Source organism: Pseudomonas lini (assembly GCF_030812475.1).
GTDB classification, from domain to species: Bacteria; Pseudomonadota; Gammaproteobacteria; order Pseudomonadales; family Pseudomonadaceae; genus Aquipseudomonas; species Aquipseudomonas lini_A.
On the sequence record NZ_JAUSSR010000001.1, the window covers coordinates 45831 to 69565 of the forward strand.

At 58.9% G+C, this 23735-nt stretch carries 27 protein-coding genes; 15 read left to right on the plus strand and 12 right to left on the minus strand.

Annotated elements, in window-relative coordinates; all coding sequences use genetic code 11:
• The first annotated feature begins 2 nt into the window (after positions 1–2).
• The 3 genes from J2W17_RS00225 to J2W17_RS00235 all read left to right on the plus strand — a co-directional run bounded on the left by J2W17_RS00225 (position 3) and on the right by J2W17_RS00235 (position 1536).
• The gene (locus tag J2W17_RS00225) at positions 3–374 is read left to right on the plus strand and encodes a hypothetical protein (protein ID WP_003223109.1); all 372 of its coding nucleotides are present in this window, start codon (positions 3–5) and stop codon (positions 372–374) included.
• The gene (locus J2W17_RS00230; RefSeq protein WP_307327432.1) at positions 375–782 is read left to right on the plus strand and encodes a sel1 repeat family protein; all 408 of its coding nucleotides are present in this window, start codon (positions 375–377) and stop codon (positions 780–782) included.
• A gap of 427 nt (positions 783–1209) precedes the next feature.
• Positions 1210–1536 (plus strand): hypothetical protein, encoded by a 327-nt coding sequence (locus J2W17_RS00235; RefSeq protein WP_307327434.1) that lies wholly within the window; start codon positions 1210–1212, stop codon positions 1534–1536.
• A 398-nt stretch (positions 1537–1934) separates the two neighbouring features.
• On the opposite strand, the gene J2W17_RS00240 is transcribed toward J2W17_RS00235, so the two are convergent.
• Positions 1935–4016 carry a carboxy terminal-processing peptidase gene (locus J2W17_RS00240; protein ID WP_307329424.1) on the minus strand — a complete coding sequence of 694 codons (2082 nt, stop codon included), beginning with the start codon at positions 4014–4016 and terminating at the stop codon, positions 1935–1937.
• A 138-nt stretch (positions 4017–4154) separates the two neighbouring features.
• Between J2W17_RS00240 and J2W17_RS00245 the strand changes: the two genes are divergently transcribed.
• Entirely contained in the window at positions 4155–5117 is a 963-nt protein-coding gene (locus tag J2W17_RS00245) for a zinc-binding dehydrogenase (protein WP_307327437.1), read from the plus strand.
• A 116-nt stretch (positions 5118–5233) separates the two neighbouring features.
• Here J2W17_RS00245 and J2W17_RS00250 read toward each other — a convergent pair whose 3' ends face one another.
• From J2W17_RS00250 to J2W17_RS00275, 6 genes are all read right to left on the minus strand, one after another.
• Positions 5234–5887, minus strand: a complete 654-nt coding sequence (locus J2W17_RS00250; protein ID WP_307327439.1) for an HAD family hydrolase — start codon at positions 5885–5887, stop codon at positions 5234–5236.
• A 108-nt stretch (positions 5888–5995) separates the two neighbouring features.
• Entirely contained in the window at positions 5996–6985 is a 990-nt protein-coding gene (locus J2W17_RS00255; RefSeq protein WP_307327441.1) for an ABC transporter ATP-binding protein, read from the minus strand.
• Complete coding sequence (locus J2W17_RS00260; RefSeq protein WP_307327443.1) at positions 6982–7782, minus strand: ABC transporter permease; 801 nt, start codon at positions 7780–7782, stop codon at positions 6982–6984. Before J2W17_RS00260 ends, J2W17_RS00255 begins: the two co-directional genes overlap by 4 nt.
• Positions 7769–8614: an ABC transporter permease gene (locus tag J2W17_RS00265; protein ID WP_373459903.1), complete on the minus strand. Its 846-nt coding sequence runs from the start codon at positions 8612–8614 to the stop codon at positions 7769–7771. The genes J2W17_RS00260 and J2W17_RS00265 overlap by 14 nt, the downstream gene beginning before the upstream one ends.
• Entirely contained in the window at positions 8611–9417 is an 807-nt protein-coding gene (locus J2W17_RS00270; RefSeq protein ID WP_307327445.1) for an alkaline phosphatase family protein, read from the minus strand. Before J2W17_RS00270 ends, J2W17_RS00265 begins: the two co-directional genes overlap by 4 nt.
• A gap of 176 nt (positions 9418–9593) precedes the next feature.
• Positions 9594–10661, minus strand: coding sequence for an ABC transporter substrate-binding protein (locus J2W17_RS00275; protein ID WP_307327447.1), 1068 nt, complete (start codon positions 10659–10661; stop codon positions 9594–9596).
• Between the two features lie 361 nt (positions 10662–11022).
• Between J2W17_RS00275 and J2W17_RS00280 the strand changes: the two genes are divergently transcribed.
• Positions 11023–11736 (plus strand): UTRA domain-containing protein, encoded by a 714-nt coding sequence (locus J2W17_RS00280; protein WP_307327449.1) that lies wholly within the window; start codon positions 11023–11025, stop codon positions 11734–11736.
• A gap of 31 nt (positions 11737–11767) precedes the next feature.
• On the opposite strand, the gene J2W17_RS00285 is transcribed toward J2W17_RS00280, so the two are convergent.
• Positions 11768–12535: a DODA-type extradiol aromatic ring-opening family dioxygenase gene (locus J2W17_RS00285; protein ID WP_307327451.1), complete on the minus strand. Its 768-nt coding sequence runs from the start codon at positions 12533–12535 to the stop codon at positions 11768–11770.
• 103 nt (positions 12536–12638) lie between these two features.
• Here J2W17_RS00285 and J2W17_RS00290 point away from each other — a divergent pair, with 103 nt between their 5' ends.
• A complete protein-coding gene (locus J2W17_RS00290) occupies positions 12639–13295 on the plus strand; it encodes a thiopurine S-methyltransferase (RefSeq protein WP_307327453.1) in 657 nt (218 codons plus the stop codon).
• 198 nt (positions 13296–13493) lie between these two features.
• Here the strand turns inward: J2W17_RS00290 and htpX are convergent, their stop codons facing one another.
• Both htpX and J2W17_RS00300 read right to left on the minus strand, forming a co-directional pair.
• Positions 13494–14381 (minus strand): protease HtpX, encoded by an 888-nt coding sequence (gene htpX / locus J2W17_RS00295; RefSeq protein ID WP_064676487.1) that lies wholly within the window; start codon positions 14379–14381, stop codon positions 13494–13496.
• A 315-nt stretch (positions 14382–14696) separates the two neighbouring features.
• Positions 14697–15908 (minus strand): pyridoxal phosphate-dependent aminotransferase, encoded by a 1212-nt coding sequence (locus tag J2W17_RS00300; protein ID WP_008030363.1) that lies wholly within the window; start codon positions 15906–15908, stop codon positions 14697–14699.
• A 225-nt stretch (positions 15909–16133) separates the two neighbouring features.
• Here J2W17_RS00300 and msrB point away from each other — a divergent pair, with 225 nt between their 5' ends.
• The gene (gene msrB / locus J2W17_RS00305; RefSeq protein ID WP_307327458.1) at positions 16134–16529 is read left to right on the plus strand and encodes a peptide-methionine (R)-S-oxide reductase MsrB; all 396 of its coding nucleotides are present in this window, start codon (positions 16134–16136) and stop codon (positions 16527–16529) included.
• A 126-nt stretch (positions 16530–16655) separates the two neighbouring features.
• Here the strand turns inward: msrB and bglX are convergent, their stop codons facing one another.
• Positions 16656–18947, minus strand: coding sequence for a beta-glucosidase BglX (gene bglX, locus J2W17_RS00310; RefSeq protein ID WP_307327461.1), 2292 nt, complete (start codon positions 18945–18947; stop codon positions 16656–16658).
• A 237-nt stretch (positions 18948–19184) separates the two neighbouring features.
• On the opposite strand from bglX, the gene J2W17_RS00315 reads away from it, so the two are divergent.
• From J2W17_RS00315 to J2W17_RS00340, 6 genes are all read left to right on the plus strand, one after another.
• On the plus strand, positions 19185–19796 hold the full coding sequence (locus tag J2W17_RS00315; RefSeq protein ID WP_307327463.1) for a LemA family protein: 612 nt from the start codon (positions 19185–19187) through the stop codon (positions 19794–19796).
• A gap of 43 nt (positions 19797–19839) precedes the next feature.
• Complete coding sequence (locus J2W17_RS00320; RefSeq protein ID WP_307327465.1) at positions 19840–20595, plus strand: TPM domain-containing protein; 756 nt, start codon at positions 19840–19842, stop codon at positions 20593–20595.
• A 42-nt stretch (positions 20596–20637) separates the two neighbouring features.
• A complete protein-coding gene (locus J2W17_RS00325) occupies positions 20638–21255 on the plus strand; it encodes a TPM domain-containing protein (protein ID WP_307327467.1) in 618 nt (205 codons plus the stop codon).
• Positions 21256–21391: 136 nt separating this feature from the next.
• The gene (locus J2W17_RS00330; protein ID WP_307327469.1) at positions 21392–21694 is read left to right on the plus strand and encodes a helix-turn-helix domain-containing protein; all 303 of its coding nucleotides are present in this window, start codon (positions 21392–21394) and stop codon (positions 21692–21694) included.
• Positions 21681–22037, plus strand: coding sequence for a putative holin (locus J2W17_RS00335; protein WP_307327471.1), 357 nt, complete (start codon positions 21681–21683; stop codon positions 22035–22037). The genes J2W17_RS00330 and J2W17_RS00335 overlap by 14 nt, the downstream gene beginning before the upstream one ends.
• A complete protein-coding gene (locus J2W17_RS00340) occupies positions 22037–22315 on the plus strand; it encodes a phage holin family protein (protein ID WP_307327473.1) in 279 nt (92 codons plus the stop codon). The genes J2W17_RS00335 and J2W17_RS00340 overlap by 1 nt, the downstream gene beginning before the upstream one ends.
• A 24-nt stretch (positions 22316–22339) precedes the next feature.
• On the opposite strand, the gene J2W17_RS00345 is transcribed toward J2W17_RS00340, so the two are convergent.
• Positions 22340–22762, minus strand: coding sequence for a helix-turn-helix domain-containing protein (locus J2W17_RS00345; RefSeq protein ID WP_307327475.1), 423 nt, complete (start codon positions 22760–22762; stop codon positions 22340–22342).
• A gap of 300 nt (positions 22763–23062) precedes the next feature.
• Between J2W17_RS00345 and J2W17_RS00350 the strand changes: the two genes are divergently transcribed.
• On the plus strand, positions 23063–23347 hold the full coding sequence (locus J2W17_RS00350) for an ogr/Delta-like zinc finger family protein (RefSeq protein ID WP_307327477.1): 285 nt from the start codon (positions 23063–23065) through the stop codon (positions 23345–23347).
• Positions 23344–23706 (plus strand): hypothetical protein, encoded by a 363-nt coding sequence (locus J2W17_RS00355; protein WP_307327479.1) that lies wholly within the window; start codon positions 23344–23346, stop codon positions 23704–23706. The genes J2W17_RS00350 and J2W17_RS00355 overlap by 4 nt, the downstream gene beginning before the upstream one ends.
• The last annotated feature ends 29 nt before the right edge of the window (positions 23707–23735 follow it).

Consider the following 23735-nt stretch of genomic DNA (forward strand, 5'->3'; position numbering starts at 1 on the left):
TCGTGAGCGTACGCATCAGTCGTCAACATTGGGATGGATTACTCGGCGAGCTGGATCAGGCCCGTCGTCAGCGGCACCTTCTGACTTATCGCGCATTACTGGAACGTCTGCAGCTGCCGACGCCCGCCATGCAAACCCTGACCGCCGCCCTTGAGCATTTGGCCGCGCTGGACGCCAAGGCCGAACAGCCCTTGCGCAGTTCGCTGGTGATCAGCCAGGGCGCCAGTCGCCTGCCGCGCACCGGCTTCTTCGAATGCGTCGAACGCCTGGGGCGTTTTTCCGGGCCTTCCGATGGTGTCGCTGCTGCCTCCTGGCATGCTTCGGAAGTGGTGCGAGTATTCGAGTACGAATACCCCGAATCGGCGGAAGCCTGAGTGTTTTTGCGACTCAAGGCGCGGGCCGGCTACTGGCTGGCGCGTCGTTTGTTTCACTGGTCATGGTTCGTCCGCCAGCCCCGCGGCTGGAGCTGGCTCGAGGGCCAGTTTGCGCGCATGGCCAACCTGGGTGATGTTGGTGCTCAAAGCTTCTACGGGCACATCCTGACCTTTCGCGGCGTTGGCCTTGGTGCTCGTGAGGAAGGCGTGCGCTTGTTGCGCCTGGCGGCGTTGGCGGGGGATGGCAAGGCGGCGTACCAGGTGGGCGTGATCAGCCTGGCGGGGACGGCGAGCAAGGCGCCGGATCCGGTCGAGGCGGCGCGGTTCTGGGAGATGGCTGCCAAGGCGGGGCATCCGTTGGCCGAGATCAAACTTAGAGAGTTGGTTTCTCGCGGATCTCCGGATTAATTATCTGCCTGTCCCTGTCTGCCTATCGACCTGAAAAAGAAACGTGCGAAAGAGAAACATCCCTGCACATTTTGCGCTTGGGTAGCGAAATTTCTGGGCAAAGTTGTCGGAAGTTTCCTTCAAAGCGCGGCGACTTTCGTGAACTGGTGCGCGATGAGTTCAGTCGTTAGGCTTTGGGGGTCGCTGCATATCCAGCGGCAGGGTGTAGGAACCCTTCAAGACTTTTAAGGTGACATTGGCGTCGATACTTGATTGCGGCCGTTGAAATGCGTCCGTAAAATTCGTTGCGGCGGCTATGTGTGGGCACGCTTCGGCGTGGTCGAGTTTTCGCCCTAAAGGTCTCGATATTCCTACCCCACGCATAGCTGCCACCCTAACCTGTAGGAAGGTGGATGGCAGTTCCTATCATCACTTTTAGGGTTTCCATATGACTACACTACATCCCGATCCACCTTACGAAAAACCGACCCCCCATCCCGAAAACCGCTTCATGGCGCTCACCAGCAACTGCAGCGACATATCCACGCTGTTCGTCGATACCCACGCGCCGCTTGATGTTTTGTATGACGCAGCCAACTACCGAATTCGCGCGGTAACCCAAGTGCTGGAGAACCTGTCAATGCGCGGTTCTATCGAGTGTGAATCCTTCATCCTCAGTGACTTTTCCTTGCTCTGTGCCATTCCGTTGCGCGATGGCTGCGATGTGCTGGATGTGATTGGTCGGCGGTTGCGGGCTCGGTCAGCGGCGAATTAGTTCAGAGAGTTGTAGTGTCTGAGCTGGCCTCTTCGCGAGCAAGCTCGCTCCCACAGGTTTTGTGTCGTTCGCAATATTTATAAACGACGCCATACCTGTGGGCGGGCTTGCTCCGGGCGGCGTTCCAACGAAAGCGGTGCGTCAAGCGACATCAATATTGACTGGGCCGCCATCTTCGCGAGCAAGCCCGCTCCCACATGAATTGCGCTTGACTGACTGGCATTGGGGCTTGCCCGCGAAGACTTCAGCCCAATCAGCGCTGCCCATCAGCAATTCACCCTCTCGCCCAGGCACCGCCTGGCAATAAAAAAAGGACTGAGTGCAAAAATGCACTCAGTCCTTTCTTCACGACTTTATGAAGACGCTCCTGGGAGCGTCAGTATTAAATCGCCATCACCTCAGTGCTTGGCCACCGCCGTATTGAGCTTCAAGTAGTCCAGCAGAATCCGCCCGGTCTCGCTCAGGTAGGCATCGTCTTCCGGCTTGGTCTTGTCCGGCTCGGCTGCGATCAGGTCTTCATCTTCCTTCTTCAGCTCTTTGAGCGGCTCTTCGCCCTTGGCCTTGCGACGCAGATTCTCCATGGTCAGCTGCTTGGCTTCGATGTCGGCGTGTTGGGCGCGACGGTCGGCTTCATTGAGGCTGACGGTTTTTTCCGCCATCAATTTCTGCGCCAGGGCCAGCTTGTCGCGGATGAACACGAACTCCGCGTCCTTGGCCGTACGCACGTCATGCTCGGACTGCAGCTGGGTGATGTACGGTTTGAAGGGGTCGAGCGCAGGCTTGATCGCCGCTCGGATGGTGTCCCACGGCATGGCTTCCGGCAGGGCGCTTTCGCCGATTTCCTTGGTGTCGATGATCGAGGGGTAGTCGATGTCCGGCAGTACGCCCTGATGCTGGGTGCTCTGGCCGGATACCCGGTAGAACTTGGCCAGGGTCAGTTTCAGTTCGCCATGGTTCAACGGCTGAATGGTCTGCACGGTGCCTTTGCCGAAGGTCTGGCCGCCGATGATCAAGGCGCGGTGGTAGTCCTGCATGGCGCCGGCAAAAATCTCCGAAGCCGAGGCTGACAAACGGTTGACCAGCAGCGCCATCGGGCCTTTGTAGAACGCCCCCGGATTTTCATCTTCGAGCACGTCGACCCGGCCATCGGCATTACGCACCAGAACGGTCGGCCCTTTGTCGATGAACAGGCTGGTCAGTTCGGTGGCTTCCTGCAGGGAACCGCCGCCATTGTTGCGCAAGTCGATGACCACGCCATCGACCTTTTCTTTCTGCAACTCGGTCAGCAGTTTCTTGACGTCACGCGTGGTGCTCTTGTAGTCCGGATCACCGGCGCGGAAGGCCTTGAAGTCCAGGTAGAACGCCGGGATCTCGATGACGCCGAGCTTATAATCCTTGCCGTCCTGCTTGAGCTTGAGGACCGACTTCTTCACCGCCTGGTCTTCAAGCTTCACCGCTTCGCGGGTGATCGGGACGATCTTGGTGGTCTGGTCGTTCGGCGCATTGCTCGCCGGGATCACTTCCAGGCGCACCACGGTGCCTTTCGGACCACGGATCAGCTTGACCACTTCGTCCAGGCGCCAGCCGACCACGTCGACCATTTCCTTGTTGCCCTGGGCCACACCGATGATCTTGTCGGCGGGTGCAACCATTTTGGTCTTGTCGGCCGGGCCTGCCGGCACCAGGCGCACGACTTTCACCTGGTCGTTGTCGCTCTGCAACACGGCGCCGATGCCCTCGAGGGACAGGCTCATGTTGATGTCGAAGTTCTCCGCGTTATCCGGTGACAGATAGTTGGTGTGCGGGTCGTAGGACATGGCGAAGGTGTTGATGTACGCCTGGAAGATGTCCTCGGCACGGGTCTGGTCCAGGCGCGCCAACTGGTTCTTGTAGCGCTTGGTCAGGGTTTCCTGGATCTGCTTGGAATCCTTGCCGGCGATCTTCATCCGCAGGACTTCATCCTTGACGCGTTTGCGCCACAGTTCGTCGAGGTCTGCGGTGGATTTGAGCCAAGGGGCATCCTTGCGATCGATCAGCAAGGTTTCCTTGGTGGTGAAGTCGATTTTGTCGACGCCCTTGTTCAACTCGACGAGGGCGAAGTCCAGACGCGCCTTGACGCGGTCCAGGTAGCGCTTGTAGATGGTGAACCCGGCGTTCAGGTCGCCGCTTTTCAGAAAATCGTCGAACTGGGTTTTCCACTTGTCGAATTCGGCAATGTCGCTGGCCATGAAATAGCTGCGCGACGGATCCAGCAGCTTGAGGTAGCTGTCATAGATGATGACCGAGCGCGCATCATCGAGCGGCGGCTTGCTGTAGTGGTGGCGCTTGAGCAATTCGACGACGTTCAGACTGGCGATCACTTCGTCACGGTCAGGCTGAAGCTTGTCCCAGCTATTGGCTGCGAATGTATTGCTCGACATCGGCATCAGGCCGATACCAATTAACAGGGCTAGTGCGGTGCTGGGGAACAAATGCTTCATGCTGATTCGACGCGGGGACAATTGATAACGCATATTAGGCCGTCTTTGAAGTCGCCGGTTCCGTAAAGGCCGGTCGCATAATGCAAAAAGCCCGGCGCTACAGCTACGGGCTCAGTCCAGACTCACTATGGAGGCACTGTGAAAGCATTGCAAGGCGTGGAAGGTCGAGTGGAGTGGGTGGACGAGCCGAGTCCTACGTGTGATGTAGGACAAGTCCGCATTCGTGTGGCGGCAGCAGGTCTCAATCGCGCCGATTTGTTACAGAAGGCGGGCCTTTACCCGCCACCGCCGGGAGCCAGTCAGGCGCTGGGTCTTGAGTGTTCGGGGGTGATCAGCGAGGTTGGCCCGGGCTCGTCCTGGCAGGTCGGGGATCGGGTTTGCGCCTTGCTGGCCGGGGGCGGGATGGCCGAAGAGGTGGTTGTCGACGGACGGCATGTGCTGCCGGTTCCCGACGGAATGTCGCTGGCCGAGGCGGCAGCGCTACCCGAAGTGTACGCGACCGTCTGGCTGAATTTATTTCAACTGGCTGCGCTCAAACCGGGTGAGAAAGTTCTTCTGCATGCCGGGGCGAGTGGCATCGGTTCAGCTGCCATTCAGCTATGCAAGGCGTTTGGCAACCCGTGCTGGGTCAGCGTCGGTTCCGCCGAGCGCCTGGCTTACTGCGAGGCGCTCGGCGCCCAAGGCGGCGTGGTACGTAACGGCGATCTGGACAGCTTAAGGGATCTGGGACCGTTCGATGTGATCCTCGACCCGGTCGGTGGCAACTATGCCGAGCTGAATCTGAAGGTGTCGGCCCTGGATGGCCGCTGGGTGTTGATCGGGCTGATGGGCGGGCGTGAGGCCAAGCTGGACCTGGCGCAGGTGCTGGGCAAGCGCGTGCAGTTGTTGGGTTCGACCCTGCGCACTCGCAACGATCAGTTCAAGGCAGATTTGTTCAGTGATCTGAGTCAGCATGTCTGGCCGCTGTTTGCCGAAGGGCGTCTGAGTGCGCAACTGGCGAAGACGTTTGCGATCAAGGATGCCGAGGCGGCGTTTGCGGAGTTGGCGAGCAATAAGGTTGCGGGGAAGTTGGTGCTGCTGATCGACGCTAGCCTCACGTGACCCTTTTGTAGGAGCGAGCTTGCTCGCGATGGACGTTAACGATAATGCGTTTTTTCTGAATGAACGCATTGCCCTTGAGACCATCGCGAGCAAGCTCGCTCCTACAGGGGGCTTTGTTATTTCCAGAGATGGATCGGCCAGCCGGCTTTTTCGGCGTGTTCGCGCAATACCGGATCCGGATTCACCACGTGTGGGAAATCCACCTTCAACAGCAGCGGCAGATCGTTGCGTGAATCGGAGTAGAAACTCGCACCTTCCAGGTTCTCTTCTTCCGCATCCAGCCATTCGAGTAAACGGGTGATCTTGCCTTCGCGGTAGGTCAGGGTGCCAAGGGTGTTGCCGCTGTACACCCCGTGCGTCAGTTCCAGCTCGATGGCGAGTATTTCGTCGATACCCAGCCGTTCGGCAATCGGCCCGACCAGGTGCGTACCTGAAGCGGAAATCACCAGGATGCGGTCGCCAGCCTTGCGGTGGGCGGCAATGGCCCTGGTGGCGTCGCTGAAGATGATCGGCTCGATGAAATCTTCCACCCAGGGCGCCACCAGGTGCTCGATCTCTTCCGGCGTGCGCCCGATCATCGGTTCCAGGCTGAAGGTCATGTAGTCCTCCATGCGCAGCTTGCCGTGGCTGTAGGCGTCCATCAGTTCATTGTTACGACGCATGAACGACTCGGGGTCGACCCAGCCCAGGCGGCCCATTTGCTCGCTCCAGAGGGTAGCGCAGTCGCCATGGATCAGGGTTTCGTCCAGATCAAAAATTGCCAGGGCCATTAGTGCGGTTCTCTGCGAGAACAGCTTCAAGCTATAAGCTTCAAGCTGCAAGAAAGTGGATTCAGGGTCAGCAGTCTACAACTTGAAGCTTGCCGCTTGAAGCTGCTTTCAAGCCACCTCACACAGGGCCGTCGGATCGATGGAAAGCGCCAGGCGCTGGCCATCGGGATGCAGGTCGGCCGCCGAGCGGTTCAGTACATCCACCACCAATTCCACGCCCCGGGCTTCGATGCGGTAGCGAATCACATTGCCCAACAGACTGTGACTGCGGACCTGTGCGTCGAGTTCGCCATGGAGGCTCAGCTCGATGGCTTCCGGCCGAATCGCGATGCGATGGGTGATCGGCCGCTGCAGCAATTTCGAGGCGCTGTCGGCGTCCAACAGGTTGTAGTTGCCGATGAAGCCGGCGGCAAAGACATCGACTGGCGCAGTGTAAAGCGTCTCGGCGTCGCCGCTTTGTACGATTTTTCCCTGATTCATCAGGAAAATGCGGTCGGACATCGTCAGTGCTTCCTCCTGGTCATGTGTGACGAAGATTGTGGTCAGGCCGAGTTCGCGCTGGATCTGACGGATCTGTTCGCGCAGGTGCTTGCGAATTCGCGCGTCGAGTGCCGACAGCGGTTCGTCGAGCAGCAACAGGCGCGGACGGGTCACCAGGGAGCGGGCCAGGGCGACACGCTGGCATTGGCCACCGGACAGTTGATGCGGATAACGGGCGGCAAAGTCGTTTAGCTCCACCAGTTGCAACACTTCGGCGACGCGCTTCTGGCTGTCGCCGGCGTTGACCTTTTGCATGCGCAAACCGAAGGCGACGTTCTGTTGCACTGTCATGTTGGGGAACAGCGCGTAGCTCTGGAACACCATGCCGATCCCACGTTTCTGCGGGCTCAGCGGAACGAGGTCGTGATCGTCGAGCAGGATCCTGCCGCCGTCCACCGGGGTCAGCCCGGCGATGCAGCGCAGCAGCGTGGACTTGCCACAACCGGACGGACCGAGGAGGGTGACGAATTCACCCTTCCTGATTTCACAGTTGATGTCGCTGAAGACCGTGGAGCCCAGGTAACTTTTCTTAAGATGTTGGACGCTCACATAGCTCATTCGCTTTTGTCCCTGTTCAAGATATTGGCCGCCCAGGTCAGAACCAGCACAAAGAAGAAGTAGGAAATAACCAGCGCGCTAGTGAAGTGGCCGCTGCTGTTGCGCATGTTGTTGAGGTACACCTGCAGGGTTTCGTAGCGCGTGCCAACGAGGATGTTGGCAAACACGAACTCGCCGAACAGGAACGAGAACGACAGCAGCAACGCCACCATCAAGCCCTTGCGCAGGTTTGGCAGCACCACCAGGAAGGCCGCCTGGAAGGTGCTGGCCCCGAGCAGTTGGGCGGCGTCCATCAGGTCGCGCAGGTTGATCGCTTGCAGGTTGTTGGTGATCGCCCGGTACATGAACGGCAGCGCCACGGTGAAGTAACAGCCAATCAGGATCCACGGCGTCCCGACCATTGCGAACGGTCCCGAACCGTAAAGCTGCAACAGGCCCACCGACGACACCACTGGCGGCACCGCAAAGGGCAGCAGGATCAGGATGTTCATCAGCGCATCGAGTTTCGGGAAGTGGTAATGCACAACAAACAGCAACGGCAGAATCAGCACCACCGACAGCATCAGTGCACCCACACACACCAGCAGGGATTGGCCGAAGGCTTGAAGAAAGCGTGGGTCGCTCCACAGTTGCACGTACCACTTGAAGGTAAAGCCGCTGGGCAAAATGGTCGCCGACCAGCTGCTGGAGATCGAGTAGATCAGCGTCCCGAGCAGGGGCAGCAATAGAATGGCGAACAGCAGGTACACCACCACCCGGTGGTAGATACCGGCAGGGCCCGGTTCAGCGCGAGACATGGTAGCTCCTCTTCAACAGAAGCTGATGCACGATCGTCACCAGGGTCATCAACGCCACCAGTACCACGGCCAGGGCGCTGGCCAGGTTCGGATCCAGGGAAATATCACCGGAGACCATGGCCGCGATGCGGATCGTCAGCACGTTGAAGTTGCCGGTGGTCAGCGCGTAGACCGTGGCGTAGGCACCCAGGGCGTTGGCCAGCAGGATCACGAAAGTGCCTAGCAGCGCCGGGGTCAGCACGGGCAAGCCGATGTGCCGCCAGAACTGCCAGCCGTTGGCGCCGAGCAATTCGGCGGACTCGCGCCAGTCTTCGCGCAAGGCGTCGAAAGCCGGGTAGAGCAGCAGCACGCCGAGGGGAATCTGGAAGTAGGTGTAGAGAATGATCAGCCCGGTTTTCGAGTACAGATTGAAGTCCTGAATGATCCCGGCCTGCTTGAGCATGATGGTGAAGCTGCCGTTGAAGCCCAGCAGGATGATGAACGCGAAGGCCAGGGGTACGCCGGAGAAGTTGCTGGTCATATTGGCGAAGGCGTTGACGAAGTTGCGCAGTTTCGAGTCGACGCGGCGCAGGGAATAGGCGCCAAGTATCGCGATGATGATCCCGAACACGCTGGACCAGAAACTGATCTCGAGGCTGTACTGGATCGCCTGCAGATAGAACTTGGAGTTGAATATCCTGGTGAAGTTGGCCAAGCCCCAGCCGAACTCTTCCGATTCCAGGCTGTTGATCATCACCCACGCCAGTGGGGCGATCTGGAACACGATGAAAAACAGCGTGAAAGGCACCAGGCACAGCACCGCCAGCCATTTGCCGCGAGTCATGGCGTTCATTTGAGCAGCTCCCGGCACACAGGTTTGTCGTGAGCCACGCCGAGCAGTTCGCAGACGGTGCCGCAGATTTCAGTCTGTTTCGGTGCGGCGTTGGCGTTGAAACTGAAGGCCTCGCCGAGAACGAACAGCGGCACTTCGCGCTCCTCGGGCAGCAGGCCGTTGTGGGAGCGGTCATTGTTCATGCCATGGTCGGCTGTCACCATGACCTGATAACCGGCGTCGAGCCAATGTTGCAGGTAGTCGGCGAGGATGATGTCCGCCGAGCGGACGCTGTTGCGGTATTGCGCAGTGTCGAGACCGTGCTTGTGCCCGGCATCGTCGATGTTCATGGGATGGATCAGGAGAAAATTCGGCGCATGACGCAGGCGCAGGTTTTCTGCGTCGGCGAACAGGTGCGAGTCCGGGTAGTGATCGCTCCAGTAGAAATGGCCGTGCTGGATCGGCAGGTCCGGATCGTCGGTGTGACGGTCCCGGGCCGCTACGAATGGCGAACGGTTATACAGCTCGCTGACCCAGTGATAGGCTGCGGCGGCAGTGACAAGGCCGGCGTCGGTGGCGTAGTGATAGATGCTGCGCTGGTTGGACAGGCGCGAGACGTTGTTATGGACGATGCCGCTGTCGATCGGTGTCACGCCGGTCAGGATGCATTCATAAAGCGGGCGGGACAGGGCCGGCAGCTCACATTCCAGCTTGTAGAGGGCCGCGCGTTGTGCGCCAACGTAAGCCTGCAGATGCCCCATGGCGTGACGCGCGACTTCATGATTGAGGCCGTCGAGCACGACAAGGATGACGTTGTGCTTCATAGGGGCGGAACTCCGCAATACAGCTGATTCAAGTACGCATCAATCCCCTGTGGGAGCGAGCCTGCTCGCGAAGGCGGTGTGTCAGTCAACATCTCTGTTGACTGTGGGGCCGCTTTCGCGAGCAGGCTCGCTCCCACAGGGATCTTTACTAGCTCTCCAAATGGCGGGCTACCGTGTCACTTCATCTCGACGATGACTTCTTCGTTCCACTTCTGCGGCAGCGCCTTGGAGGTCTTCTCCCACGCGTCCGCATCCTTGATCGGCGTCACGCCCTTGTACTGCTCGTTCGGCAGCAGTTTGGCCTGAACCTCTTCCGGCAGTTTTACATGTTCGGCGCGGATCGGACGGGCGTTGCCTTTCGCCAGGTTGATCTGGCCGGCATCGCTGAAGATGTATTCGCGCGCCAGCTTGGCGGCGTTCGGGTGCTTGGCGTACTTGTTGATGATGGTGGTGTAGCCCGAGATCACCGAGCCGTCGGATGGAATCAACACCGTGTAGTCATCAGGATTGGCCATCTTGGCCTTGTAGCTCAGGCCGTTGAAGTCCCAGACCACGCCGACTTCGATTTCACCCTTCTCCATGGTTGCGATGACCGGATCCGTCATCGACAGACGACCTTGCTTGGCGATCTCGGCAAACATCAACAGGGCCGGCTGCAGGTTTTTCTCGTCGCCACCGTTGGCAATGGCCGCAGCCAGTACACCATTGGCGGCTTGGGCGGCGGTGCTCACGTCACCGATGGACACCTTGTATTTGCCCGTCTTGAGGTCGGCCCATTTGGTTGGCGCGTCGGAACCGTGCAGCAGCTTGTTGTTGATGATGAAGGCAATGGTGCCGGTGTAGGCCAAGGCCCAATGGCCATCCTCATCCTTCGCCCAAGCCGGGATCTGCTCCCAGGTGCTCGGCTTGTAGGGTTGCGACACTTCCTGCTTGACCGCAATCGGACCGAAGGCGGCACCGACGTCGCCGATGTCGGCAGTGGCATTGTCTTTTTCGGCCTTGAACTTGGCGAGCTCCTGGGCCGAGCTCATGTCGGTGTCGATGTGTTTGAGGCCATAAAGCCTGGCCAGATCGTCCCAGGTGCCTTTCCAGTTCGCCCAGTTGTCGGGCATGCCGACACTGTTGACCTCACCTTCCGCTTTCGCCGCGGCTTCCAGGATTTTCAGATCGGTATCAGCGGCCATGGCGGCGGTGCACATGGCAATGGTCGAGCCTAACAGTGATGCCAGGAAAAGCTTTTTCATCCGAAGCTCCTTTGGGCGTTTTCAACGCTGCGATTGCGGTTATGTTGGTCTAGGTCAGCAATACCTGAGCCAATCTAGGCGGCCTGGATGACATTTTGATGTCGTGCGCTGGCCTGCCCAGGTTTCCTGCTCGGGATATCTCAGGGTTGGAGATAAGCGTAGACCATGGCTAAAGACCTGAAATGAAAGGACTTGGTCATGTAATTGCAGATGCAAGTGGAAAAGCCTGGAGCGACCGTTCGGCAACTTTGTCATCTGCAAGTCATGTGCAGTGCCTAGGCTTGCACAAAGTTGATAGCTCCGATTTCGCGCGCGATTAGACCGCGAATCGGTGCTGGTCTAGTCCAGATAGGTAACATTGATGCGCATCGAGACCACCAAGGCGGTGACAGCAATCGGGCAGGTCCTGCAGGAACAGCTCGGCCATGGCCTGTTGGCCCCCGGGAGCAAGCTGCCAGCCGAGCGCAAGCTCAGTGAGTTGTTCGGTACCACGCGGATCACCGTGCGCGAGGCGTTGCTACAGCTGGAAGCCCAGGGCCAGATTTATCGGGAGGAGCGCCGGGGCTGGTTCGTTTCGCCACCGCGCCTGGCCTATAACCTGATGCAACGCAGTCACTTCCACGCCATGGTCAGCGCTCAGGGGCGAGTGCCGTCCACCGAGGTGATTTCGGCGCGGCTGCAGCCGGCATCGGCGGCGGTCTGTGCCTGGTTGCAATTGCCGGCGTTGTCGAGCGTGATCCAGATTTGCCGGGCGCGGCGCATTGATGAGCGGCTGGTGTTGTATGTCGAGCATTATTTGAATCCGCAGTATTTTCCGGGGATTCTGCAATTCGATTTGAATCAGTCGATGACCGAGCTGTATGCCCGGCATTACGATTTGCATTATGGGCGGGTGCGTTTCGAGATCGTGCCGACGGCGCTGTCGGTGGATGCAGCGGCGGCTTTACGGGTGTCGGTGGGCAGTCCGGGTCTGCGAATTGCCCGGGTCAATTACGATCAGCATCAACGGCTGATCGATTGTGACCTGGAGTTCTGGCGGCATGATGCGATTCATGTCGGTGTCGATGTGGTCTGACCTGGCCGCCGCAGGTTGTGAGTTCCATGCGTCATCCGAAGAGATAAATATCCATGCCCAGGGCGCCCAGGGTGAATCCCGCGTGGCTTACGCTGAATTTGCCTCCGGCTGCGCGGGCAAAGTACAACGGCAACAAATGTTCATCACTGGGATGGTTGCGCGCGGCGTTCGGCGCTTGCCGACGATAATCGTGCAGCGCGACTTCATCCTGCGCCTCGAGTTTCTCGACCATCCAGTCGCGAAATACCCTGGCCCAGGGTTCGACGCTTTCCGGGCCGGCGTGCCAGTCCAGTTCGCGCAGGTTGTGGGTAATGCTACCGGACCCGATCAGCAGCACGCCCTGTTCGCGTAAACCGGCCAGGGCTTGACCTACCCGGGTTTGCAGCGCCGGGCCGCCGTGGGTAGGCAGCGAGACTTGTACAATCGGGATATCGGCTTGCGGATACATCAACGATAAGGGCACCCAGACACCATGGTCGAACGGCCGCTTGGGGTCGATGCGCGCGGGCAGGCCAGCATGCTCCAGCCTTTCGGCAACCTCTGCCGCCATGTGTGGATCACCAGGCGCCGGGTATTGCACCTCGAACAAGGCTTGTGGAAACCCGCCGAAATCATGCCAGGTGTCGGGTTGCGGGTTGCCGCTGACCAGCAGTTCATTGCTTTCCCAATGTGCGGATACAATTACGATGGCCTTGGGTTTCGGCAATTCAGCGGCGAGGCGCGCGAGGGCGGGCCCGCTGGCGCCCGGTTCGAGTGCCAACATGGGCGAGCCATGGGATATGTACAGGCTGGGGAACATGAATGAGCTCCTGAGGGGTAAGATGGCATCATCTTCAGTCAGATCATTGATCTAAATCTAATATAAGTTTTAGGGTCTTTTGATCGAATTTTCGGGATTAATTATGCAGCCGGAGTTTTGGCACAAGCGGTGGACGTCGAATCAGATCGGCTTTCACCTGCCGGAAGTGAATCCATATCTGCAACGGTACTGGCCGCAGCTGGGCCTGGAAGAGGGCTCGCGGGTACTGGTGCCGTTATGTGGGAAAAGCCTGGATCTGCTGTGGCTGGCAAAATGCGGTCACGAGGTATTGGGCATCGAGTTGTCGGAGAAAGCGGTGGAAGACTTTTTCCACGAGCATCAATTTGATCCGGACGTCAGCGACCAAGGCCCTTTCACTGTCTATCGGGCGGGCTCGATCGAGATCTGGTGTGGTGATTTCTTCGCGTTGACGGCCGGCGATGTCGCTGATTGCAGTGCGTTGTACGACCGCGCTGCATTGATTGCCTTGCCGCCGAAAATGCGCGAGCAATACGCCGAGCATCTGAAGCGGATTCTTCCGAAGGATTCGCTGGGGCTGCTGATCACCCTGGATTACGACCAGGCGCAAATGGAAGGGCCGCCATTTGCAGTGTTGGATGACGAAGTAAAACGGTTGTTGGGTGCTTCGTGGGAATTGAAAATTCTGGAGGATCAGGACGTGCTGGGCGAAAGCTGGAAGTTCCTGGAAAGCGGTGTTACGCGGCTTGAGGAGCGGGTTTATCGGGTTTCCAGCCGTTAATTTGTGTTAGTTGTGCCGGCCCCTTCGCGAGCAAGCCCGCTCCCACACTGGATCTTCGGTGGACACGGATTATGTGTACGACGCAGATCCAGTGTGGGAGCGGGCTTGCTCGCGAAGGGGCCAGAATGGGCACCACAAATCCCGACAGACAAAAAAAGGCCCGCATCACTGCGGGCCTTCTTTTTGGTGCCGAGCCTGTCAGCCCCGACGACGCAGTGCGTCGATGCGCTCTTCCAGCGGCGGGTGGCTCATGAACATGCGGGCAAACCCTTGCTTGATGCCACCGTTGATGCCGAAGGCATTCAGGGTGTCCGGCATGTGCACCGGCAGTCCCTGTTCCGCCCGCAGGCGTTGCAGGGCGCCGATCATTGCGCTGGTGCCAGCCAGGCGTGCACCGGCTTCGTCGGCACGAAATTCCCGTTTGCGCGAGAACCACATGACGATGGAGCTGGCGAGGATGCCCAGGACCAGTTCGGCGAAGATGGTCGCCACGTAGTAGGCGATGCCCTGGCCTTCTTCGTTCTTGAAGATCACTTTGTCGACAAAGTTGCCGATGATCCGTGCAAAGAACATCACGAAGGTGTTCACCACGCCCTGGATCAGCGCCAGGGTGACCATGTCGCCATTGGCCACGTGGCCGATTTCGTGGGCCAGTACGGCCTTGACTTCATCCGGCGAAAATCGCTCGAGCAAGCCCTGGCTGACCGCGACCAGCGCGTCGTTCTTGTTCCAGCCGGTGGCGAAGGCGTTCGCCTCGTAGGCCGGGAAAATCCCGACTTCCGGCATCTTGATCCCGGCTTCCCGGGACAATTGCTCAACGGTTTGCAGCAGCCATTGCTCGTGACGTGTGCGCGGCTGGGTGATGATCTGGGTGCTGGTGCTCATCTTCGCCATCCACTTGGAGATGAACAGCGAGAACAAGGAACCGGCGAAACCAAAGACCGCACAGAAAATCAGCAGCTGATTGAGGTTGAGATCAACCCCGTTGGCCGCCATGAACCCGTTGAAGCCGAAAAGGCTCAGGGTGATGCTGGCAATCAGCACGACCGCCAGGTTAGTGGCCAAAAACAGCAGGATGCGCATCATGGTTGTAGAAATCTCCTCATGCTAAAGATGTAGCGTACTGCGGGGTATATAAGGTGCTGCACCGGGCTATTCAACCAAGTGACTATTTCAAACTGTGTCCTACAGCAAGAGTCTAGCGGGTTGAAGGACATTTCCGACGCCGCCGGGGGGTGGGGATTGTCAGCCAATTGACCTCGCAGGCCCCGTCGTTGTTAGGCGCGAGCAAGCAACCTGTCTTCGGTCAGCCGCGGCAGGCGTGATGGAAGACAGGGCGCAAAGATATGTTGCTGAATCAATCACCCTGCGCTTCAGGACGCCCCGCTCGGTGATATTTGCTTATTGGCGATAGGACTTGAGGAAATTGCCGATACGTCCGATGGCCATGTCCAGGTCGTCTACCCGGGGCAGGGTCACGACCCGGAAATGGTCCGGCCATGGCCAGTTGAAGGCCGTGCCTTGCACCACCAGCAGCTTTTCGGAGAGCAGCAGGTCCAGCACGAATTTTTCGTCGTTGTGGATCGGGCAGACTTTCGGGTCGATCCGCGGGAAGGCATACAGTGCGCCCATCGGTTTGACGCAGCTCACACCCGGAATGTCGTTGAGAAGCTCCCAGGTACGGTTGCGCTGTTCCAGCAGGCGACCTTGCGGCAGCACCAGGTCATTGATGCTCTGATAACCGCCGAGGGCGGTCTGGATCGCATGCTGGCTCGGCACGTTGGCGCACAGGCGCATGTTGGCCAGCATGTCGATGCCTTCGATGTAGCTCTGGGCGTGGTGTTTCGGGCCGGAAATGGCGATCCAGCCGGAGCGGAATCCGGCCACGCGGTAGGACTTGGACAGGCCGTTGAACGTCAGGCACAGCAGGTCCGGCGCGAGCGAAGCGGTGCAGATGTGCACGGCATCGTCGTACAGGATCTTGTCGTAGATTTCGTCGGAGAACACCACAAGGTTGTGCTGACGGGCCAGTTCCAGCATGCCCAGCAGGACTTCTTTTGAATACACGGCACCCGTCGGGTTGTTCGGGTTGATGATCACCAGCGCCTTGGTATTCGGGGTGATCTTGGCCTTGATGTCGGCCAGGTCCGGCCACCAGTTGGCCTGCTCGTCGCACAGGTAATGCACCGGGTTGCCGCCCGACAGGCTCACCGCGGCGGTCCACAGCGGGTAGTCGGGGGCCGGCACCAGCACTTCGTCGCCATTGTTGAGCAGGGCCTGCATCGACATCACGATCAGCTCGGAAACGCCGTTGCCCAGGTAGATGTCTTCGATGCCGACGCCTTCCACCTGCTTTTGCTGGTAGTACTGCATGACAGCCTTGCGGGCACTGAACAGGCCCTTGGAGTCGCTATAACCCTGGGCGGTTGGCAAGTTGCGGATCACGTCCTGGAGAATTTCGTCCGGCGCTTCGAAACCAAAAGGCGCCGGGTTGCCGATGTTCAGCTTGAGGATGCGATGGCCTTCCTCTTCCAGGCGTTTGGCGTGCTTGAGCACTGGGCCGCGAATGTCGTAGCAGACGTTGGCGAGCTTGTTCGATTTGCTGACCTGCATGGCGATGTGTTCCCGAAAATGAACGATCCAGGCGGCGTATGAACGACCGTGCTGGGAATCCTGCGTAAAACACAGGCCTGACGCCTTGTCATGCGGCACACATAAATCCGTTTGAATGCGCGTGGTCTGGCTGCCAGACTGGCGTTTGACGAGGCGCAATCATACGTGCCGCCCGATCCGTGGAAAAGGTACAGATCGGGCTTTTTCAGCTGCTGAGGTGTGACAATGGAAAAGTTGGAAAAAACCCTGGAAGAATGGAAGGCGATGCTCGATCCGGAGCAGTATAACGTTTGCCGCCTCAAGGGCACCGAACGGCCGTTTTCCGGCAAATACAATGACAGCAAGGTTGACGGCATTTTTCACTGCATTTGCTGCAACGAGCCGCTGTTTGATTCCAAGACCAAGTTCGACTCCGGTTGCGGCTGGCCGAGTTTTTACGCGCCGATCGGCGACAGTGCCATGGTCGAGATCCGTGATGTCAGCCATGGGATGATTCGCACCGAGGTGGTTTGCGCCAAATGCGATGCGCACCTGGGGCATGTGTTCCCGGATGGTCCGCCGCCGACCGGGCTGCGGTATTGCATCAACTCGGTGTGCCTGGACCTGGTGCCGCGCGAGTAGTACCGGGCCAGGCGATTTGTGTGCGGGCTTGCCCGCGATGACGGCCTCACATTCGACATGGATGTTGAATGTGATGGCCTCATCGCGGGCAAGCCCGCTCCCACAGGTTTTGTGGCGTATGACTAACTACAGCAGTTCAAAGCTTTGCTGCGTCACGTCCTGTGAATCCAGGCCGATCTGCACATTGAACTTGCCCGGTTCCGCGGCGTACTTGAGCCGGGCGTTGAAGAACTTCAGGTCGTCCTCGGTGATGGTGAAGTGCACCACTTTCTGTTCGCCGGCCTTGAGCATGATTTTCTGGAAGTTCTTCAGCTCCTTGACCGGTCGGATCATCGAGCCGGTCACGTCCTGGATGTACAACTGCACCACGGTTTCGCCGTCACGCTGGCCGGTGTTTTTCACCATGACGCTGGCGTCGAGCTTGCCGGTCTTGTTCAGCGTGGTCGAGGACAAGGCCATGTCGGTCAGGCTGAAGTGGGTGTAGCTCAAGCCGAAACCGAACGGGAACAGAGGCCCTGTGGTGTCATCGAAATACTGCGAGGTGTAGTTGCCCGGTTTGCCCGGTGTGAACGGCCGGCCAATGCTCAGGTGGTTGTAGTAAGTCGGAATCTGACCCACCGAGCGCGGGAAGGTGATCGGCAGTTTGCCCGAAGGGTTGTAGTCGCCGAACAGCACGTCGGCGATGGCGTTGCCGCCTTCGGTGCCGCTGAACCAGGTTTCCAGTATCGCGTCTGCCTGGTCCTTCTCTTCGAGAATCGACAGTGGGCGGCCGTTCATCAATACCAGCACCAGCGGTTTGCCCGTGGCTTTCAATGCCTTGATCAGCTCGCGCTGGTTGGCGGGGATGTTCAGGTCGGTGCGGCTCGACGACTCGTGGGACATGCCACGGGATTCGCCCACTGCCGCGACGACGACATCGGCATCCCTGGCGGCCTTCACGGCCTCGTCGATCAGCACTTGCGCCGAGCGCGGATCATCCACCACTTCCGGGGCATCGAAATTGAGGAAGTTCAGGTAGTCGAGGACTTTCCTGTCGCTGGTGATGTTGGCGCCACGGGCGTAGATCAGCGTCGACTGTGCGCCCAGCGCATGGGTCATGCCGTCGAACAGCGTCACCGATTGAGCCGGACGGCCCGCGGCCGCCCAACTGCCCATCATGTCGATCGGCGCCTTGGCCAGCGGTCCGACCAGGGCGATTTTCGCGGTTTTCTTCAACGGCAGGGTTTCACCCTGGTTCTTCAGCAATACCAGGCTGCGGCGCGCGACATCGCGGGCTTCGGCGCGGTGCAGGCGGCTGTCGGCGTAGGTGTCGGCCGGGTCATCCTCAGCCTTGCCGATGCGCAGGTACGGGTCCTTGAACAGGCCCATGTCGTACTTGGCGTCCAGTACGGCACGCACGGCATTGTCGATGTCGCTCTGCTGGATCTCGCCGGCCTTCAGCAGTCCTGGCAGTTCCTTGCCATAGAGCGTGTCGTTCATGCTCATGTGGATGCCGGCCTTGATGGCAAGCTTCGCGGCTTCGCGGCCGTCGCGGGCGACCCCGTGCTTGATCAATTCGAAAATCGCCCCGTGGTCGCTGACGGCCAGGCCCTTGAAGCCCCATTGCTTGCGCAGCAGGTCATTCATCAGCCAGGTGTCGGCGGTGGCCGGCACGCCGTTGATCGAGTTCAGCGCAACCATCACCCCGCCGGCACCGGCGTCGATCGCCGCGCGGTACGGCGGCAGGTAGTCCTGGTACATCTTGACCGGGCTCATGTCGACGATGTTGTAGTCGCGACCGCCCTCGACCGCGCCGTACAAGGCAAAGTGCTTGACGCTCGCCATGATGCTGTCGGCCGCATTCGGGCCACTGCCCTGCAAGGCCCTGACCATGACGCCGGCGATGCGCGACACCAGGTAAGTGTCTTCGCCGAAACCTTCGGATGTACGACCCCAGCGCGGGTCGCGGGAGATATCGACCATCGGCGCAAAGGTGATGTCGAGGCTGTCCGCCGCGGCTTCCCTGGCGGCGACGCGCCCGGACAGACCGATGGCGTCCATGTCCCAGCTCGAGGCCAGGGCCAGGGGGATCGGGAAAATGGTGCGGTGGCCGTGGATCACGTCGTAGGCGAAGAACATCGGGATCTTCAATCGGCTGCGCATGGCCGCGTCCTGCATCGGACGGTTTTCCGGGCGGGTGATCGAGTTGAACGTGCCGCCGATGTTGCCAGCGGCGATTTCCTTGCGGATCAGCTCCCGGGGCATTTCCGGGCCGATGCTGATCAGGCGCAGTTGGCCGATTTTTTCATCGAGGGTCATTTGCTTCATCAGGTTACCGATGAAAGCGTCCTTGTTCTCCAGAGGTGCGGGGGTCGTGGCGGCCAATACGGTATGACTGGCCAGGCTGACGAACAGGCCCAGCAAACACAGCTTCTTCATGAATGGTTTTCTCTAAAGCCTAAACGGCCGTGACTACGCGCCGGTCAGCCAAAGTTTAGGGAGCGACTATTGTTGTTCAGGTAAATGCAGCACAGTTCTATAGTGTTTTAGCGCTGGGGCATCTTTTAGCCCATTGGCCCGATGCAATCCAGTGGCGGCGCAGATTATGCCCCAAGAGCCGTCCTCAAAGTTCGCAGGTTGTTTTTTCAACGGAATGTGCAAGGGAGCGTCAACCAGATGAACGTACGACACCACTATCGGTACACCCTGCGGGTCGCAGCCATGATGTTGCTGACCAGCTTGCTGGCCGGCTGCGGCATCAACAACATTCCGACCCTCGATGAACAGGCCAAGGCCGCCTGGGGCCAGGTGCAGAACCAGTACCAGCGCCGCGCCGACCTGATCCCCAACCTGGTGGAAACCGTCAAGGGCTACGCGCAGCATGAACAGGAGACCTTGACCGCAGTGGTCGAAGCCCGGGCCAAGGCGACTTCGATTCAGGTCGATGCCAACACCCTGGACAACCCGGAGAAACTCAAACAGTTCCAGCAGGCCCAGGATCAGCTGACCGGCGCATTGAGTCGTTTGATGGTGGTCGTCGAGCGCTATCCGGATCTCAAGGCCAACCAGAACTTCCTCGCGTTGCAATCGCAGCTTGAAGGCACCGAGAACCGCATCGCCGTAGCGCGCCGGGATTTCATTCTTGCGGTGCAAAAATACAACACCGAAATCCGCACCTTCCCCGGTCGCCTGTGGCACACGGTGATGTACAGCGATTTGCCGATCCGGGAAACCTTCGAGGCCACTACGTCCAATGCGGAAAAAGCGCCTGAAGTGAAGTTTCAGTAAGCACCGGTTCAGGTTAGATGCGTCACCATGGATGAGGTAGCCAATGCGCGTGTTGAAAATTGGCCTGGTACTGTTGCTTTGGGTGCTGGCCCTGACGGCCCAGGCCGAATTGAAGTTTCCGCAACTGACAGGGCGGGTGGTGGATAACGCCGGGATGATCGATCCGTCGGTGCGTGAGCAGCTCACCCAGCAGCTCGATGCCCATGAAAAGGCCTCCGGTGAGCAGTTGGTGGTGGTCACGTTGCCGGATTTGCAGGGCGCTGACATCGCGGACTTCGGTTATCAGCTGGGGCGCCACTGGGGCATCGGCCAGAAGGACAAGAACAACGGCGCGTTGCTGATCGTCGCTCGCGATGAGCGCAGGTTGCGTATCGAAGTCGGTTATGGCCTGGAAGAGCGCCTGACCGATGCGCAGAGTTCGGTGATCATCAATCAGGTGATCACCCCGGCGTTCAAGGCCGGCAACTTCAGCAAGGGCATCAGCGACGGGGTCGCGGCAATGCTGGTGGTGTTGGGGGGTAACCCGCTGGATGAGCCGTCTACGGTGTACGAGTCCCGAGGCGATCAGCAAAACGACTTCGTTTCGCGGCATCCGGGGTTGCTGGTGTTTCTGGTGATGCTGTTCATCCTGACGATATTCGTCTGCCAGATGCTCGGTATCCTGCCAAGCGGTGGTGGCGGTCGAGGCAGTTCGGGAGGCGGTTTTGGCGGTGGCGGTTTTGGTGGCGGTGGTGGCGGCGGGGGCTTCAGTGGCGGCGGGGGCAGTTTCGGGGGCGGCGGTTCGTCGGGCGGCTGGTGATGACGTAGGTAAAACAACGATAGCGAGCAGGTGTCTTTGAACATGGCGTTACTGACTGAACACGAACAACGCAAAGTCGCCGAGGCGATTGCCCGGGTCGAACGCGATACCGATGCCGAACTGGTCACAGTGCTCGCGGCCCGTGCCGACGACTATGCCTACATTCCGTTGCTCTGGGCCAGCCTGCTGGCGCTGGTGGTGCCGGGTGTGGTGCATTACCTGACCGGCTGGCTGACCCTGCACAGCCTGTTGCTGGTGCAATGGGGGGCCTTCATCGTGCTGTCCCTGGTGTTTCGAATTCCCAGGGTCACCACACACCTGATCCCGCGCTCGGTGCGTCACTGGCGCGCCTCGAACCTGGCCCGTCGGCAGTTCCTGGCGCAAAACCTGCACCACACGATGGGCAGCACCGGAATGCTGATTTTCGTTTCGGAGGCCGAGCGCTATGTCGAGATTCTGGTGGATGAGGGCATTTCCAAGCGCCTGGATAACACCCACTGGGACACGATTGTGGCGGCGTTCACCCGACAGGTGAAACAGGGACAGACCTTGCAGGGCTTTGTCACCTGCATCGAAGCCTGCGGTGAATTGCTCAAGGTTCACGTGCCGGTAACCCATGTGCGCAACGAGTTGCCCAACCGTTTGGTGGTCCTTGGCTGAGGACCGTTCAAGTCCGTTTGTGTAGCGCGCGACGCTACAATCCCGGCAAGTTGTCCGCACGCAAGCTTGTCTTCAACATCTCTCTCCAATAGTGAGCGCCCGGTAACGGGAGCTCTGGCATAGAGGGAGTTTTGTCATGTCAACGCATCAACCGCTCGACTCTTTTGTTTATGCAGTACCCCGTCGTGGAGACAGTGCGCCATCGGCCCGACTGACGGTGAAGGAGAAGCAGGCCCTGATCTGGTGCTACCAAGGGAAAACTTCCTGGGAGATCGCCATGATTCAGAATTGCTCGGTGTCCACGATCAACTATCACTTCGCCAATATCCGCCGCAAGTTTGCCGTCAACTCGCGCAGCACTGCTTTGCTCAAAGCCATCGAGACCGGCGTCATCGCTATGGCAGAGATCGATCCGCGAGGCGCCCATGAGCCTGACTGACTCAAGCTACAACAGCCTCAGCGGTCTCATGCTGGGATTGGGCATCGCGACGCTGCCCTCGATCGATGGCGAGGCGCTGTTCGGTGCGGCGCTGGGCGCATGGCTCGTCACGACCACCGGGAGCAATTTCAAGGCCTGGCAGCGTATCGGCTCCTGGTTGCTGTCGGCGGGCGTCGGCTATCTGTTCACTCCTGTCGCGTTGCGGCTGGCTCCGTTCCTGACCGGGGGGGTGACGGCGTTTTTCTGCGCACTGATCGTCATCCCCATCAGCATCAAGTTGATGCAGTGGGTTGACGGCGCCGGTATCGGCGAAATCATTCGGCATCTGCGAGGACGGGGATGATGGGCAATGTAATGATCGCGCTAATCTGCGTCACCGGTATCGCTCATTTGCTGAGCGCGTTCAGGCTTGCCTGTTATCAGCGTGACGAACAATGTTATTGCTGGTGTGACGGACTATTGATCAGCCTGTGCGGTGGAGTGTTTTGCCTTGCCGGTATGGATGTACTGCTGGCGTTTGTACCCGTGAGTCCGTGGCATGCAGTGGTGAGCGTATTGTCATGCGCACTGATTATCCGCAGCAGCGGCAATATCATGCTGTTGTGGCATGCCTTGAAGTAGTGAAATCGCGGATTACATGGGGATTTATTCATTCGAATGTTGCAATGCTGCGAGGATGGAGGTCATTTGCGATAGTTTGAGTTCCATTTCGCGCAGTCGCCATTTTTCTTCCAGTGCGTGTTGTATGGCGCAGCGATCATCTTCGCCGAGCAATCGCCAGAGGGCGAGAATAGTGTTTTCCCGTGTTTTGCTTTCTTGAGTGTCGTCGGAGGACGCGGCCAGTGTATGCCGCAGGATAGGTCCTTCACCGAGCAGCAACCAATCGAGGGAGATGCCCCTTGCTTGTGCGATATCTACGCATAATGAGTATGGCGTGCTGTCGCGCCCTTTCCAGCTGCTCAGTGTCTGAGGGCTGACCTGTAGCGCTATGGATAACGAAGCGTCGGTCTTGGTGCCGGTTATCAGCTTCAGGCGCGCCAGGATATCTTGTGATTTTTTGCTACTCAATTTGAGCCTCTTCCTTTTGACACATGCATTTTGAGTGTCTAAGTTACGCATTTCGCGTACTTTCTTTCTTGTGAGTGATCAATAATCAGCTATGAATCAGAACACTACGATGTCGAAACTTCCTAATGGTATCAGGGTGATTTCCTACGAGCTTGACTCGTGCCTGACACAGCATCGCCCCTTGGACTTTCTTTTTTCCGGTAAACGGTATTCGTTAGAACGGGGTGGGGTAATCAATGTTTCAAGCAGTATTGCGTTTGATCTTGTTGATTGCCACCAGATGAATGCCGGGAGTCAAGCATGAGCACTTACAAAATGGTGTGTCCGCACTGCTTGAACCGAATGCGTATTCGTACCAGTGAAGGCCGTCATATTTTCCTGAGGGTAGCGTATCTGCAATGTACGTCGGAGGCGTGCGGCTGGTCGGTTCGGGCCGAGTTCGAAATGACCCATGAACTTTCGCCCAGCGGGATGCCCAATCCGGCCGTGCACTTGCCTTGTGCGGGGCCCGACCTGCGTCGCGCGGCCCGGCCTGTTGCGGTGACGACCTCGTTGGCGGAAACGCCACAGGAGCCGTTGACATGAAGGCCGGCGATGAAAGCCAGGCATTGAATGAGGAGTTGCTGGTCATTGCCCAGGCATTTCTGGCTCGACATGAGGGCGATGGATTGCTCGATGATCAGGTGCTGTTCTGTCGTGCAGTGAAGCACCTGGAGAGTATCGATGTGCCAATGCACCTGGCGGAGAGGCTGGTCAGTCATGCCTATGGGGTGCTCAAGTCCAGCCATGATCGCCGGCGCCTGGATATCTCGGCCAGTTCCGACACCGTCGCCGTGGTCACCGATCCGGCCAACGGCCTGACCTGGGCGGTGCCGGTGGGGTTGATTGTCAAATACGTCATCAATTCTCCCACCAACCGTAAATTGCGGTTGGTGGAACCCTGAGGTTTCAGCGGGTCAGGTCCTGGAGGCGT

Excerpts from the sequence above, each read along its gene's own strand:
- J2W17_RS00235 (WP_307327434.1), top strand. The coding sequence starts at position 1,210 with ATGACTACACTACATCCCGATCCACCTTACGAAAAACCGACCCCCCAT.
- J2W17_RS00240 (WP_307329424.1), bottom strand. The coding sequence starts at position 4,016 with ATGAAGCATTTGTTCCCCAGCACCGCACTAGCCCTGTTAATTGGTATC.
- J2W17_RS00250 (WP_307327439.1), bottom strand. The coding sequence starts at position 5,887 with ATGGCCCTGGCAATTTTTGATCTGGACGAAACCCTGATCCATGGCGAC.
- J2W17_RS00255 (WP_307327441.1), bottom strand. The coding sequence starts at position 6,985 with ATGAGCTATGTGAGCGTCCAACATCTTAAGAAAAGTTACCTGGGCTCC.
- J2W17_RS00260 (WP_307327443.1), bottom strand. The coding sequence starts at position 7,782 with ATGTCTCGCGCTGAACCGGGCCCTGCCGGTATCTACCACCGGGTGGTG.
- J2W17_RS00265 (WP_373459903.1), bottom strand. The coding sequence starts at position 8,614 with ATGAACGCCATGACTCGCGGCAAATGGCTGGCGGTGCTGTGCCTGGTG.
- J2W17_RS00270 (WP_307327445.1), bottom strand. The coding sequence starts at position 9,417 with ATGAAGCACAACGTCATCCTTGTCGTGCTCGACGGCCTCAATCATGAA.
- J2W17_RS00275 (WP_307327447.1), bottom strand. The coding sequence starts at position 10,661 with ATGAAAAAGCTTTTCCTGGCATCACTGTTAGGCTCGACCATTGCCATG.
- J2W17_RS00280 (WP_307327449.1), top strand. The coding sequence starts at position 11,023 with ATGCGCATCGAGACCACCAAGGCGGTGACAGCAATCGGGCAGGTCCTG.
- J2W17_RS00285 (WP_307327451.1), bottom strand. The coding sequence starts at position 12,535 with ATGTTCCCCAGCCTGTACATATCCCATGGCTCGCCCATGTTGGCACTC.
- J2W17_RS00290 (WP_307327453.1), top strand. The coding sequence starts at position 12,639 with ATGCAGCCGGAGTTTTGGCACAAGCGGTGGACGTCGAATCAGATCGGC.
- htpX (WP_064676487.1), bottom strand. The coding sequence starts at position 14,381 with ATGATGCGCATCCTGCTGTTTTTGGCCACTAACCTGGCGGTCGTGCTG.
- J2W17_RS00300 (WP_008030363.1), bottom strand. The coding sequence starts at position 15,908 with ATGCAGGTCAGCAAATCGAACAAGCTCGCCAACGTCTGCTACGACATT.
- msrB (WP_307327458.1), top strand. The coding sequence starts at position 16,134 with ATGGAAAAGTTGGAAAAAACCCTGGAAGAATGGAAGGCGATGCTCGAT.
- bglX (WP_307327461.1), bottom strand. The coding sequence starts at position 18,947 with ATGAAGAAGCTGTGTTTGCTGGGCCTGTTCGTCAGCCTGGCCAGTCAT.
- J2W17_RS00315 (WP_307327463.1), top strand. The coding sequence starts at position 19,185 with ATGAACGTACGACACCACTATCGGTACACCCTGCGGGTCGCAGCCATG.
- J2W17_RS00320 (WP_307327465.1), top strand. The coding sequence starts at position 19,840 with ATGCGCGTGTTGAAAATTGGCCTGGTACTGTTGCTTTGGGTGCTGGCC.
- J2W17_RS00325 (WP_307327467.1), top strand. The coding sequence starts at position 20,638 with ATGGCGTTACTGACTGAACACGAACAACGCAAAGTCGCCGAGGCGATT.
- J2W17_RS00330 (WP_307327469.1), top strand. The coding sequence starts at position 21,392 with ATGTCAACGCATCAACCGCTCGACTCTTTTGTTTATGCAGTACCCCGT.
- J2W17_RS00335 (WP_307327471.1), top strand. The coding sequence starts at position 21,681 with ATGAGCCTGACTGACTCAAGCTACAACAGCCTCAGCGGTCTCATGCTG.
- J2W17_RS00340 (WP_307327473.1), top strand. The coding sequence starts at position 22,037 with ATGGGCAATGTAATGATCGCGCTAATCTGCGTCACCGGTATCGCTCAT.
- J2W17_RS00350 (WP_307327477.1), top strand. The coding sequence starts at position 23,063 with ATGAGCACTTACAAAATGGTGTGTCCGCACTGCTTGAACCGAATGCGT.
- J2W17_RS00355 (WP_307327479.1), top strand. The coding sequence starts at position 23,344 with ATGAAGGCCGGCGATGAAAGCCAGGCATTGAATGAGGAGTTGCTGGTC.